The 12,950-nt window shown below is 45.7% G+C and carries 14 protein-coding genes; 7 read left to right on the top strand and 7 right to left on the bottom strand.

The window, feature by feature from the left end; all coding sequences use genetic code 11:
* Positions 1 to 139: 139 nt before the first annotated feature.
* Both METMA_RS27245 and METMA_RS0120920 read left to right on the top strand, forming a co-directional pair.
* A protein-coding gene (locus METMA_RS27245; RefSeq protein WP_408605817.1) for an IS630 family transposase occupies positions 140 to 1,332 on the top strand; the annotation gives its coding sequence in 2 pieces (ribosomal slippage) (positions 140 to 626 and positions 626 to 1,332; 1,194 coding nt in all).
* Between the two features lie 195 nt (positions 1,333 to 1,527).
* Positions 1,528 to 1,779 carry a hypothetical protein gene (locus tag METMA_RS0120920; RefSeq protein WP_156830577.1) on the top strand — a complete coding sequence of 84 codons (252 nt, stop codon included), beginning with the start codon at positions 1,528 to 1,530 and terminating at the stop codon, positions 1,777 to 1,779.
* 117 nt (positions 1,780 to 1,896) lie between these two features.
* On the opposite strand, the gene METMA_RS0120915 is transcribed toward METMA_RS0120920, so the two are convergent.
* Positions 1,897 to 3,243, bottom strand: a complete 1,347-nt coding sequence (locus METMA_RS0120915; protein ID WP_156830576.1) for an alkaline phosphatase PhoX — start codon at positions 3,241 to 3,243, stop codon at positions 1,897 to 1,899.
* Positions 3,244 to 3,528: 285 nt separating this feature from the next.
* On the opposite strand from METMA_RS0120915, the gene recJ reads away from it, so the two are divergent.
* Positions 3,529 to 5,274, top strand: a complete 1,746-nt coding sequence (gene recJ / locus METMA_RS0120910; RefSeq protein ID WP_020161066.1) for a single-stranded-DNA-specific exonuclease RecJ — start codon at positions 3,529 to 3,531, stop codon at positions 5,272 to 5,274.
* Between the two features lie 40 nt (positions 5,275 to 5,314).
* Here the strand turns inward: recJ and METMA_RS0120905 are convergent, their stop codons facing one another.
* From METMA_RS0120905 to METMA_RS0120885, 5 genes are read right to left on the bottom strand one after another with little or no spacing between them, the layout of a single operon-like run.
* Complete coding sequence (locus tag METMA_RS0120905; protein ID WP_020161065.1) at positions 5,315 to 6,310, bottom strand: peptidylprolyl isomerase; 996 nt, start codon at positions 6,308 to 6,310, stop codon at positions 5,315 to 5,317.
* 12 nt (positions 6,311 to 6,322) lie between these two features.
* On the bottom strand, positions 6,323 to 6,592 hold the full coding sequence (locus METMA_RS0120900) for a BolA family protein (protein ID WP_020161064.1): 270 nt from the start codon (positions 6,590 to 6,592) through the stop codon (positions 6,323 to 6,325).
* Positions 6,589 to 6,891 carry a YciI family protein gene (locus METMA_RS0120895; protein WP_020161063.1) on the bottom strand — a complete coding sequence of 101 codons (303 nt, stop codon included), beginning with the start codon at positions 6,889 to 6,891 and terminating at the stop codon, positions 6,589 to 6,591. The genes METMA_RS0120900 and METMA_RS0120895 overlap by 4 nt, the downstream gene beginning before the upstream one ends.
* A 3-nt stretch (positions 6,892 to 6,894) precedes the next feature.
* Complete coding sequence (locus METMA_RS0120890; protein WP_020161062.1) at positions 6,895 to 7,431, bottom strand: septation protein A; 537 nt, start codon at positions 7,429 to 7,431, stop codon at positions 6,895 to 6,897.
* 21 nt (positions 7,432 to 7,452) lie between these two features.
* Positions 7,453 to 7,782: a hypothetical protein gene (locus METMA_RS0120885; RefSeq protein ID WP_020161061.1), complete on the bottom strand. Its 330-nt coding sequence runs from the start codon at positions 7,780 to 7,782 to the stop codon at positions 7,453 to 7,455.
* A 118-nt stretch (positions 7,783 to 7,900) separates the two neighbouring features.
* Between METMA_RS0120885 and METMA_RS0120880 the strand changes: the two genes are divergently transcribed.
* Positions 7,901 to 8,200, top strand: coding sequence for a DUF1244 domain-containing protein (locus METMA_RS0120880; protein WP_020161060.1), 300 nt, complete (start codon positions 7,901 to 7,903; stop codon positions 8,198 to 8,200).
* Positions 8,197 to 8,937 carry a class I SAM-dependent methyltransferase gene (locus tag METMA_RS0120875; protein WP_020161059.1) on the top strand — a complete coding sequence of 247 codons (741 nt, stop codon included), beginning with the start codon at positions 8,197 to 8,199 and terminating at the stop codon, positions 8,935 to 8,937. The genes METMA_RS0120880 and METMA_RS0120875 overlap by 4 nt, the downstream gene beginning before the upstream one ends.
* 31 nt (positions 8,938 to 8,968) lie before the next feature.
* Here METMA_RS0120875 and METMA_RS0120870 read toward each other — a convergent pair whose 3' ends face one another.
* Entirely contained in the window at positions 8,969 to 10,330 is a 1,362-nt protein-coding gene (locus METMA_RS0120870) for a TolC family outer membrane protein (RefSeq protein WP_020161058.1), read from the bottom strand.
* A 105-nt stretch (positions 10,331 to 10,435) separates the two neighbouring features.
* Between METMA_RS0120870 and METMA_RS0120865 the strand changes: the two genes are divergently transcribed.
* Positions 10,436 to 11,707 carry a hypothetical protein gene (locus METMA_RS0120865; protein ID WP_027147511.1) on the top strand — a complete coding sequence of 424 codons (1,272 nt, stop codon included), beginning with the start codon at positions 10,436 to 10,438 and terminating at the stop codon, positions 11,705 to 11,707.
* 105 nt (positions 11,708 to 11,812) lie between these two features.
* The gene (locus METMA_RS0120860) at positions 11,813 to 12,940 is read left to right on the top strand and encodes an aminotransferase class V-fold PLP-dependent enzyme (protein WP_020161056.1); all 1,128 of its coding nucleotides are present in this window, start codon (positions 11,813 to 11,815) and stop codon (positions 12,938 to 12,940) included.
* The last annotated feature ends 10 nt before the right edge of the window (positions 12,941 to 12,950 follow it).

Below are 12,950 nucleotides of genomic sequence, written 5' to 3'. Positions count from 1 at the left end.
TATAAAAAGCCGGCGAATGTCGGCTTTTTATTTTGAATGGCATCCAGGCGGTGAATTCCGCATGAACCGTATTAAGTGCTATGTGTTGCCGTTTTGGCATGCGCCTCTGGTCAAAGTCTAGTACTTAGTCATACTTGATATGTCGGATATTGCCCCCACATCTGTTGCTTTCCCCGTTAATGGAACCGAGAAATTGGCAGCAAAGAAATATATAGTCCGGCTAAGTAAAGAAGAACGTAATGATTTGGAAGGCTTGGTGCGGCGAGGAAAAGCGGTGGCTTACAAGAGGCTTCATGCGGAAATACTCCTGAAAGCGGATGTCAGTCCCTTGGGAGGTCAGTGGACAGATCGCCAAATCAGTGAAGCCTTCGGCATTTCAACGCGCACGGTAGAGAGAGTTAGGCAGCGATTAGTTGAAAAGGGATTAGAAGCCGCGTTGGCGCGAGCGAAACAACAGCGGGTTAAAAAAAAGGTGATTGACGGTGAAAACGAAGCGCATTTGATTGCGTTGGCCTGTAGTGAGGCGCCCGAGGGTCATAGCCGTTGGACCTTACGTTTGCTGGGACAACACATGGTTGAACTGGGTTATGTGGAAAGCGTCTCCCATGAAACCATTCGACGAACATTAAAAAAAATGAATTGAAACCTTGGCAAAAGAAGGAATGGTGCATACCGGCTAAAGCCAGTGCCGAATTCGTTTGCGCCATGGAGGCGGTTTTGGACGTTTATCACCGGCCCTACGACGAAGCCTATCCTTTGGTCTGCATGGATGAAAGCAGCAAGCAACAGATTAAAGAAACACGCGAACCGATACCCGCTAAGCCGGGTTCGGTGGAAAAGTACGACACGGAATATGAACGCAATGGGGTCAGCAATTTGTTCATGTTCTTCGAACCGTTGGCCGGGCAGCGACAGGTGGTCGTGACCGATCAAAGAACGGCGGTGGATTGGGCGCATCAAATACGGTATTTAGTCGATGTCATCCATCCGCACGCCAAGCGGATTACCTTGGTCATGGATAACTTGAACACGCACACCGGGGCTTCGCTTTATAAGGCCTTTGAACCACAAGAGGCGCGGCGAATTTTGGATAAACTGGAAATCCATTACACGCCCAAGCACGGCAGTTGGCTTAATATGGCGGAAATCGAGTTGAGCATCTTATCAAGACAATGTTTGGATCGGCGCATTCCGAATCAAGAGGTCTTGAAAAACGAAGTCGCTGCCTGGCAAGACAAACGAAATTCGATTTCAAAACCCATGGAATGGCAATTTACCAATCAAGATGCTCGGGTAAAATTGAAAAAACTTTATCCGACAATACAACAATGACTAAGTACTAGTAGTCAGTCAATTTAATTATGACGGGTAAATTGTAGGTGCGAATTCATTCGCACTAATCGCACGCTATGAATACTCTGCAAATTTTACTCGTCAGAACAAGACTGACTAAGTACTAGTTCATGCTGATTGATTCCATGTGACCGGCATTTGTCCGGTTTAAAACTAAAACCGGGGGAATATCTGATGGCGCTGTTTCAGGGAGTCTTGTTTCTTTGCCTGGGGGCTGGCCTTTTGCTCGTGGATTATCGTGCCTTGGGCACCGGATGGCTACCTTGCGGACCGAATGGCTTCAAAGGGAGATTGGAAGTCAGCAAGGATAAGCAGCCGACCGGTTTCTGGCTGATGTTTTTGCTTTATGGCCTGGCCGGATTCTGGCTGGTGCTGTTTTCTCTTCAGCTGTTACTCGGTCAGGCCGAGCCGCTTCCGTTAAGTTAAACTGAACGGGAGGCCCATCGGAACAGGCAATAAAAAAGCCGCATCCTAATTGAAAAGATGCGGCTCGGCATGTGCGGGTTGCGCTACTGATCGAATAACGACGCAACGCGTATAAAATCAATCGTTATGTTTTTTATCGCTTTTATGAAGTTTTTTGATTTTAGTGATTTCCATCGTTTTATCATTGCCTGTTCCGGAATGCTGGATATTCACGAACAGTTTCTGTGGGTCCTTGCCGAAATAGATACCGGTCCCTTCTGCCGCATTATCTTTCAGTGATGCAAACAGATGCACGCCGTCCGCATGGCCATCGCCGTCGTTATCAGGTTCAGCCACCCAAATATCGCTGGGCACGTTATCTTCTACGATCCATAACTTGCCGTCAGGGCCATTAGCTAAATTGTCAGGACTCTTAAGTCCGGTTATACCGGCAGCTTTGTTTTCCGTTGCTATATTGACGCCTGCTTCAACGAAGTAACTGACCATCGGCATTTCATTCAGGCTAATGGCTAACACGGCGCCAGGGCCATCTTTACCGCCGATACGCGGTTCGCAGGTTAACGCGGCGTATAACGTTTTGCCGATACGCTCCAAATCTTCAGGACGACAGTAACTCGTTGCCCCGACTTGCTCTGCCGCTGCTTGTGCATCAAATGTAACCGGGTCCAGTTGTAGCTCCACCCATTCGGCTTCTCCGGTTTGCCCGCCATTTTTAACCCGCAGCGCGAACAATTTGCCGCTACTCAAATCGCCGTAGTTATCCGGCACGAACTTGAAAATGGATCCGCCCGGCGCACGGTCTTCATCGATCACATAGACATTGCCTTCATCATCGGTCTCGATCCCTTCATGAGCAATTGAGCCCAGCAATGGACGCGCGGTCACTTTTTTTGCCGTTGAGGGGTCTTTTTTGTCCAGCTCGATTTCATAAACCAAGCCTCCTGTAGCAAGCGGATAATCGGGGTCTGGATAACCGCCCGCGTTTGTTTCCTCGGCAACCAGAAGCGTGTGCCAGGGTGTCCAGACCAGACCATCCAGAGCTTCCCAATCTTCTCTTGCCGCCAGTTCCTTGGCGATGCCGGTTCGTAAATCGACCACGGAAACCGTTCCACCTAATTTTCCGTCATTGCGTTGATCATTGCCCGGACGGACTTCATGAGTACGATACAAATAACGGCCAGCCTGGATTCGGGTCTCATTGACCGTATTCATATCGGGCCAGTCCTGGTTGATGTAGATATTTAAATCGGATTCATCAGACACAATGGACTGCTTGAAGCCTTCCGGAATCAACCATGTCGATTCATTCAAAATGGCGGGATCATTGGTTAACTCGTTATAAGCAGAGCCGGGGATGGGTTTAAAGGCCATCGGTCCCTTGACATCATTCGCGGCACTGGTGATAGGATGGAAAGCCCCAACTGCTGCCAGCAGGGGAAGAGAGGTTAAAAAGATTTTATTCATGTTCATTTTCCGTGGATTTTTATGAAGATTTTGAGTAAGCCGGGATTGCTTGGGCTTCGGCTATACTATAGATTCTGGAAATGACAAAAATATGAAGAAACCGGGAAGAATTGATGACCATGATGCTGTATCCATTATAATAGGCGGTCATCCCTTTATCTGATATCAATGGCTAGCAGAGCGATACCGACTGAATTTCCAGCAATTTGTTGATTCGAACCACATTGCCTGCACATATATCGTTTAAATCGCCGTTGCGTTAATTCCGCTAACTTATTGAATTACATGTATTACCCAGAAGCGAGAAAAAACATCATTGCCCGGCCCATAGGTAAAAAACGTCCTCAGTTCGGCGAGCTTCATCCCGTACTGGAGCGGATCTATTTAGCCAGAGGATTAACGTCTGAAGCTGATCTGGACAGGACGCTGACAAAGCTGCCATCGCCATGGCTGTTGTCCGGCATGGAAGCGATGGTGACACATTTGGTTACTGCAATCGATGCGGGGAAAAGAATTTCCATCGTAGCCGACTTTGATGCGGACGGCGCAACCAGCTGTGCCGTGGCGGTCAAAGGCTTGCAATTGCTGGGGGCAGGGCAGGTTTCATTCATTGTCCCTAATCGCTTTGAATACGGTTATGGTCTGACGCCTGAAATTGTTGATTTGGTCAAGCAGCAAAAGCCTGACATGATCATTACCGTTGATAACGGCATCTCAAGTATTGACGGCGTCAAAGCGGCCAAGGAATCAGGATTAACCGTTCTGGTAACGGACCACCATTTGCCGGGACATGAACTTCCGGCCGCCGACGCCATCGTCAATCCCAATCTACCCGATGATAAATTTCCGAGCGGTTCTCTGGCGGGTGTGGGGGTGATTTTTTACGTGTTAATGGCATTGCGTAGCCGCTTAAGAGAGCAGCACTGGTTTGATCGGCATCAAATCCAGGAACCGAATCTGGGTCAGTTACTCGATTACGTGGCCTTAGGCACGGTTGCAGACGTGGTTCCTCTGGATCAAATCAACCGAATCTTGGTCTATCAAGGCTTGTTAAGGATACGTACGGGAAGAGGGCATCCGGGCTTGAATGCACTGATCGAGATATCGGGCAAACGGCTGCAATCCATCAGTTCATCGGACCTGGGATTTGCGCTGGGGCCAAGACTCAATGCGGCAGGCCGCATGGATGATATGTCATTGGGCATTGAATGTCTGTTAACCGATGATCCGGCACATGCCAGGGAAATAGCGCTTCAGCTTGATGATCTCAACAATGACAGGCGGGAAATTGAAGGACAAATGAAAAATGAGGCTATCGCCTTGTTAAAAGAAATGAAAACCCTTGATGAACACCATTTGCCTGCCGGAGTCTGTTTGTTCAATGCGGACTGGCATCAGGGCGTGATCGGCATATTGGCTTCGCGAATCAAGGATAGGCTGCATCGCCCCGTTATTGCCTTTGCTTCGGCCGGCAAAGACGAAATAAAAGGCTCCGCGCGTTCGATCCCCGGTGTTCATATTCGTGATGTGTTAAGTGATATTGCCGTCGAGCATCCTAAATTGCTGAGCAAGTTTGGTGGTCACGCCATGGCTGCGGGTCTGAGCTTGAAAATGCATGATTATCCGTCTTTCGCCCTGGCCTTCGATGAAATGGTCAGAAAGCGTTTAGCGAATGTTGATCTGGAGTTAAAGATTTATTCGGATGGCGAACTATCTGAAAACGAACTCTCGATTGAATTTGCCGAGTTATTACAAAATGCCGGCACCTGGGGACAGGAATTCCCGGAGCCTGTCTTTGACGGGGTGTTTGATGTTATTCAAGCGCGTATAGTCGGGCAGCGCCATCTTAAACTGGTATTAAGAAAGCCTGCAGGCGACCTGCTGGTCGATGCTATCGCTTTTTATGTGGATCGCCCTGAACAATGGTTGGGTCTGAGAACTTGCAGGGTAGTTTACAAGTTGGACATTAATGAATTCAGAGGGAATCGGAGTGTTCAGTTTATTTTGCAGTATCTGGAAAAAATAGCATAAAAAAAGGGCGGTAAACCGCCCTTTTTTATACGCAGGCCGCTTATTTTGTCTCCGTGGCCGCTGGTTTTTCTGCCTCAGGAGCAGCGCCTTCTTCAGTTGGGGCGGCACCTTCCTGCGTCGGTTCAACAGCCGGTTGTTCTTCTGTAGTCGCCGGCTCGCCGGCGGGTGCCGCTGGCTCTGCGGCTTCAGGTTTAGGTTGTTCTTCCGCCGTCGGCACCAGAACTTCCACTTGTGCCTGCTTACGCAGGTTTTCGATCATGGATTGCACTTTCTGTCGTTGCAGGTAAGGCGCCAGTTGTTCTTTCACCGCTTCGAACGGCGGAGGTGTTTGCGGGCGAGAATCTTCTCTCAAAATAACATGCCAGCCAAACTGTGTTTGTACCGGAGTTTTTGTATATTTGCCATTTTCCAGTGTCTCTACCGCTTGAGAGAAAGGGGCGACCATCTGGTTGGCTGTAAACCATCCCAGGTCACCGCCCTCGGACGAAGTATCGGTAGAGTGTTTGCTTGCCAACTCAGCAAAGTTTGCGCCTTTGTCCAGTTTTGCAATCAATTTTTTAGCTTCATCTTCAGTCTTGACCAGAATGTGACGTGCTTTATATTCAGTACCTTTTTCAGCTGCAACTTTGCTGTCATATTCCGCTTTTATCTCTTCATCGGTTACCGGATTTGCTTTTAAATAATCTTGCAGAACGGCTTGCGATAATAAAGATTTTTTGAGCGTTTCAAGACGCTGCACAACCTCAGGCGACTTGTCCAGTCCTTTTTTCAAAGCTTCCTGGACCAGTAATTCACGTTGAATCAGTTCCTCTATCAGTTTTTCCTTAGGGAATACCTGCCCATGAGCTCGCTCGGCAACTTCACTTTCCAACTCTGCCAATGTATCTTTACTGATATATTTGCCGTTTACAACAGCAACGGCATCCTCTTTTTGCACCACGGGCGCAGAAGGGGTGGCTGTGGTCGCTTTTTCTTCGTTACAACCTGAAACTAGCGCGGTACCTGCAAGCAGTAAAGGGATGATCTTTTTTTTCATTTATACTTTTCCTTATGTTCTATGTTCAGAGGGTGAGAGAGCATTGATGCCTAAAGCATGAATTTGGTGTTTCATCATATCGCCCAGCGCCTTATAGATTAGCTGGTGCCTTTGAACCAAAGACTTACCTTCAAAAGCGTCGGCTACGATAGTGACATGATAGTGCCCGCCCCCGCTGCGTGCTCCGGCATGTCCGGCATGAGCGGCACTATTGTCTATAATCTCCAGAAGCTCGGGCTGGAAGGCGTCATTTAATAATTGTTTGATGGTATGGGTTGTCATTGAGGTAAGACTTTTTTAAATGGTTTAACAGTGACCTGTGTATATACGCCGGCATCAATATAGGGATCGGCATCGGCCCATTGCTGGGCAGCTTCCAGGTTATCAAATTCAGCCACCACGAGGCTGCCGGTAAAACCGGCTTCCCCGGGGTTTTCAGTATCTATGGCAGGGTGGGGACCGGCCAGAATCAATCGACCGGCATCCTGAAGGGCTTGCAATCTTTTAAGATGATCCGGTCGCGCGGTCATTCTTTTTTCCAGGCTGTTCGCTGCATCTTCACTGATAATTGCGTATAACACGATTTATTCCTCTGTTTCGGGGATATATTTGTAGATAAAAATCATTTGCACCAAAATAAAAATAACCATTAGTCCCGGCACGCCGAATGTCTTAAAAGTTACCCAGTCGTCAGTGTTGAAGTTATACATGACGTACAAATTAATAAATCCGACGCTGATAAAGAAACTGGCCCACATAAGATTCAATCGTTTCCAGATCTGGGCGGGCAACGTCAAGCTACGGGACATCATTCTTTCAACGAAAGGTTTTTTACCGACAAATTGACTACCTAAAAACGCAAGGCCAAACAACCACTCTATAATGGAAAGTTTCCATTTGATAAATTGCTCATCCTGTAAATAGATGGTGGCGCCGCCCATTACAAGAATCAGAATCAGGGTGATCCATTGCATGGTTTCAACTTTGCGGTGTTTAAACCAGGCATAGGCAACTTGAATAATCGTCGCTACGATAACAACCGCGGTAGCGACATAGATATCGTAAAGCTTAAACGCAATAAAAAATAAGATAATAGGGAAAAATTCGAAAAGCTGATTCATAGAAGCTAAAAGTGAAAGTTGTCAGACATAAGTGTCTATTCCTGTGATCAATTCAATACGTTGATCAAGTAGAGGCTGATTAATTTCCTGACGATAGGCGTCAAGCGCCTTTAAAATTCGTATATCAGTTGGTCTATACGTATTATGCCGATCAAGACTTAAATTGGCATTATCGAGCGTTTCTTTTATCTCATCGGGCGAAAGGACCCGATTAAACCGTGGATTATGAGACTTTTTAACAATAGAAAGTTCATTTGCTTCGTTTTTGTTTTGCGCGCCGTCATTTTTTCCGATGAATTGTCGGTTATGGCCGATAGGCGAAAACGTTAACGATGAACTGTGAATTTCCATATATTGACTCGTCTGCTAGGCAAACTTGATAACGTGTCATTGTAAAATTTTTGCTCGTGAATGTACATAACTCGATGTACGTATCTGCTAGAATATTCAATATTTTTGGAGGAAATCTATGAATAGCAATTCACAAATTGAATTAGAGGCCGCTGCATTCAGGCAGTTAATCAGCCATTTACAAAAGCATACCGAAGTCCAAAATATTGATTTAATGATTTTGGCCGATTTCTGCAGAAACTGTCTGGCGAAATGGTATATGGCCGCTGCGGCAGAGCGCGGAATCGACATGGATTATGAACAAGCCAGAGAAGTGATTTACGGAATGCCTTACAGCGAGTGGAAGGATAAGTTCCAAACCGAAGCGACAACTGAGCAATTAGCTGCTTACGCGCGCAAACAGGAATCTAAATCATGACAAATAAAAAATCTCATTACGATGCAATGTTCTCCGGAGTAATAGGGCAGGACTATGAAATGTTGAAACTGATTAGTCCCTTAGCAGCGGAAATGAGTCGACTGGTCGGCGCCAAAGTAGCTGAATATCCTGAACTAAATACAGACAAATTAAACATCGTCGAACTGGGTAGTGGAACAGGCATCACCACATTATCAATATTAACCGCCAGGGAAGCTTCAAGCGTTTTCAGTATCGATAATGAGCCGACTATGCAGGATCAAGCCAAGAAGCATCTGAAAAGGTGGATGGATGACGGGAGACTGACTTTTTGTGGCGACGATGCCTTGACTGCCTTAAAGAATCTGGAGGACGGCAGCGTTGATATCGTGGCCTCGGCTTATACTTTGCACAATTTCCTGAATACCTACCGCCAGGAAGTGATAGAGGAGATTTTCCGGGTACTGAAGCCAGGCGGGCAGTTTATTAATGGCGATCGTTATGGTTTGGATGATATTTCCATGCATACGCGTATCGTTCAGCAAGAGGTCAATGATTATTTCAGAATATTAACCGAAGCCAATAAACTTGAACTATTGGAAAACTGGATAGTGCATTTATTCAGTGACGAGTCCGAAAACCATATCATGCGCGAGTCCGTAGCGTTAAACCAACTGCAAGAGGCCGGGTTTGTTCAGATTAATCTGAGTCATAGGATGGCCGCCAATGCGCTAGTGACAGCCGTGAAATCGGCTTAGTGACTGTTGTAAGAGACTGCTTCGGCAGTCTCTAATTTTTGCCTGCATCGGTCATCAGCAACTGGTTAATTTGCTCAAGATCTTCTATTGCAAGGTTACTGGCGGCCTGCTTGAGTCTAATGCCATTAATCAGATAATCGTACCGGCTACGTGCATAGTCCCGTTTAACCCGGTATAAATTACGTTGTTCGGCCAGCACTTCCACCATGGTCCGTGTTCCTACTTCAAGACCTGCCTCAGTCGCTTCCAGGGCGCTTTCAGCCGAGATTATCGTCGCCTTCAAGGCTTTTACCCGACTTATGCTGGACATTACGCCTCGAAATGCATCCTTTACCTGGCGTTTTACCGAGCGCTTGACAGCGGTCAGTCTTTCTTTGGCGGCTTCATATTCATAACCGGCCTGGCGGGTACGTGAATTGACCGCTCCGCCTTCAAACAAAGGTACATTTAACTGCACACCCACTGATTGCATATCGCCGCGCAAACCAAAACTGCTGTTATCATCGGATACCCCGTAAGAGGCAACCAGATCTAATTGAGGCATGTGTCCATTACGTTGCAGGTCAATTGATTTACGAAAAACTTCAGCCTCATTGACCGCGGAAATGATATTGAAATTATTTATTTCCGCAGAGTTACTCCAGGCTGCAATGTCCATGGGTTCGGGTTGGGCCAAAGGCAGCTTTTCGTCAAGTGAATCCAATAATGCTTCGTTGTCACCGATTATTTCCCTTAAGGCTTCCTTTTGATTATCCAGGTTATTAACGGCTTCTATCTCACTGGCGCTGGCCTGATCGAAGGCCGCCTGCGCCTCATGAACATCGGTAATGGCGATGAGTCCGACTTCAAATCGTTGCTTCGCCTGTTCAAGCTGCCGGGCTATAGCGGTTTTTTCCGCCCGGGTAAATTCCAGATTATCCTCGGCCGATAGAATATTGAAATAGGCCTCGGTTGTTCTGACCATCAGGTTCTGCAACTCCGCTTGGTAAGAAGCCTCAGCCTGGGCGATTTGATTGTCGGATTGGCTCAACTGTATCCAGTGATCCCAATGAAATAATGGTTGAGCCAGATCCAGACTAAACGTATGGTTCCAGTATTCTTGGTTAACTTGCAAGCCACGAAAATCCGAAAATTGAGCATTCTTGGCTTTTTTATTATGCAACCGATTTCTGCCGCTGGTTGCGGTTGCTGAAATATTCGGAAGAAAGCGTGCGATACTTTGATCTTTTAATTCATCGGTGGCGAATTGATTAGCCAGGGCCTGCTTTAAAACAGGATCGTTTTCCAATGCCAATTCATAAGTTTCCAGTAAATTTTGCGCATGTAATGATGGAATACCTGTTAAAACAATAATAAAGCTGAATAGTTTTTTTAATAAAGAATGCTGGGTCATACTTCCATGAAATGTTTACTGGTTGAGATCGATTATCAGTTTTTATAGGTAAGTGGTAATATTTCTGACTTTTGTTTTATCGCACGAGTTTTATCAATATATCGCATGAACCCACTATTTAAAATTTTCTTTTTATCAGTTGTTGCCGCGCAAATAAGTGGTTGTTCCAGTTTTGGCAAAGGTGTTGTCGAAGCCGTCATGGAAAAGCAGCAAGCCGTTGATACGCGTCTTTGTGAAGTATGGGGAAAATCCTTTAATGGAATTATGCCATTTCTGAATCTGCAGAAAGGAAAAATGAAAGTGCTCATGGTGCACGGAGTAGGGGATCATCTGCCGGGATATTCGACACAATTTGTAGAAAAGTTAGCTAAAGAACTTGATTTGCCGGTCATGTCGGCGCAGTACAAGAATATTACCTTGACCGACCCATTTGATACCACCAAGAATCTCGGCAACTTGAGAATCAACCGTTTGCTGAGCAGGGACAGAACCAAGGAGTTAATGTTTTACGAGTTAACCTGGTCAGTCATTACCGCCAAGCAAAAGGAAGTACTGGCTTATGACAACTCCGGAGAATATTCCTTTCGCCGAGCGGAAATCAATGATCTGATGAAAAAATTTTCCAATGACACAGGACCAGACCCTATCATTTATTTGGGCGATAGCAGGGAAGAGATCCTGATTTCATTTACACAATCATTCTGCTGGATGACTAAAAGTAATTGGGAAAACTTGCCGAATGATGAGGCACAAGCCTGCTCATTTAATGACAACTCGCTAACGACCAATATTGATAATGACCAGTATGCTTTCATTTCCCACAGTCTTGGCAGTCGCATCACGATTGATGGTATGCAGCGAATTGCTTCTTTAATGGATACCCGTAACAGTCAATATAAGGACGACTCAATCGAGTCAAGGGAACTGGTTGAAGCATTAAAACGCAAGGAAATCCCTATTTATATGATGTCCAATCAATTGCCTATGCTGCAGTTGGGTCGAAAACTGCCTGAAGTGAACAACCAAAAAGCATCTTATTGCCGGCCCCAAGGGGATAAATATGATCAGCGCATGCTTTCTAAAACATCGATTATTGCTTTCAGCGATCCTAATGATCTTCTCAGTTATGCCGTACCTAGAGGGTTCGTTGAAAAATACCTGGATTCCAGGCTATGTATAGACGTAACCAATATTAATATCAATGTTGCCACAATTTTTGACGCGTTCGGCCTTGGCAAGTTGGCCAATCCAATTAATGCGCATATAGGCTACGATACCGATGACAGGGTAATAGCTCTGATCGCCAAGGGAATCGGTAACGATAAGACATCCAACATCGTTAACGAGCGTTGTCGTTGGATCGATACTATTGATTGAGACAAAAGCATTAGATTTATGTCAGCACACCATAATTTAACATAATATACATTATGCGAAGTTATTTGTTTATTAATCCGTCTTGATTTTCGAGATTAACCTGTTATGAAACATCCAGAATTTCCGCTAACCGATGACTTAATTTATTTAAACCATGCCGCCGTATCACCGTGGCCCAAAAGAACCAGTACTGCGGTTATTAAGTTTGCAGAACAAAACACCCAGTACGGTTCCCATTTTTATTCTGATTGGCTGGCTAAGGAATCCGAATTACGCGGCCAATTGCGAACATTGCTAAATGCGCCTTCCGTCGATGATATTGCCTTAGTTAAAAACACCTCGGAAGCTTTATCCTTTGTCGCTTATGGTCTGGAGTGGCAATCCGGCGACAATATCGTTTCCAGCGACGAGGAATTCCCCTCTAATAGGTTACCTTGGCAATCCCTGGAAAATCTGGGTGTGGAATTTCGTCAAGCGGACTTAAGGAGCGCCATTTCCCCTGAAGACGCTTTATTTGCATTGGTGGATAACAATACCCGATTGTTAACGATCAGCTCTATTCAATTTGCCACGGGCCTGCGTCTGGACCTGGAAAAAATAGGAGCATTCTGCAAACAGCGCAATATCCTGTTCTGTATCGATGCTATTCAAAGCCTGGGAGCCGTTCAGTTTGATGTGCAGGCTTATCATGCTGATTTCGTTATGGCCGATGGTCATAAGTGGATGCTAGGTCCTGAAGGTCTGGGTGTTTTTTATACCACGCCGGAGGCCAGGAATAAGCTGAAATTGACTCAGTACGGTTGGCATATGATGAAAGACGCCTATAATTATGAGAACAAACCGTGGGAAATTCATCCTACGGCACGTCGCTTTGAATGCGGCAGCCCAAATATGCTTGGCATCCATGCGCTTTCAGCCAGCTTATCCCTACTACTGGAAACGGGAATGGCCGCTGTTGAATCATTGGTTATGGAAAAATCAAATTATTTAATGGATCGAATTGATAGAAATGATCAGCTAATATTATTATCGCAACGGCAAAATCAATTTAATTCCGGTATCATAGTATTCAAACACAAAACAATCCCGAATAATGCATTTTACAAATACCTGCAGAAAAACGGCATTATCTGCGCTTTACGCGGTGGTGGAATACGGTTGTCGCCACATTTTTATAATAATAATGAAGAATTAGAAAAAGCGTTAACCATAATGGAATTGTATTACAGCTAACAATTTCTCA

The sequence above is a fragment of the Methylobacter marinus A45 genome (assembly GCF_000383855.1).
Classification (GTDB): Bacteria; Pseudomonadota; Gammaproteobacteria; order Methylococcales; family Methylomonadaceae; genus Methylobacter; species Methylobacter marinus.
This window is presented reverse-complemented; position numbering and strand designations above follow the sequence as displayed.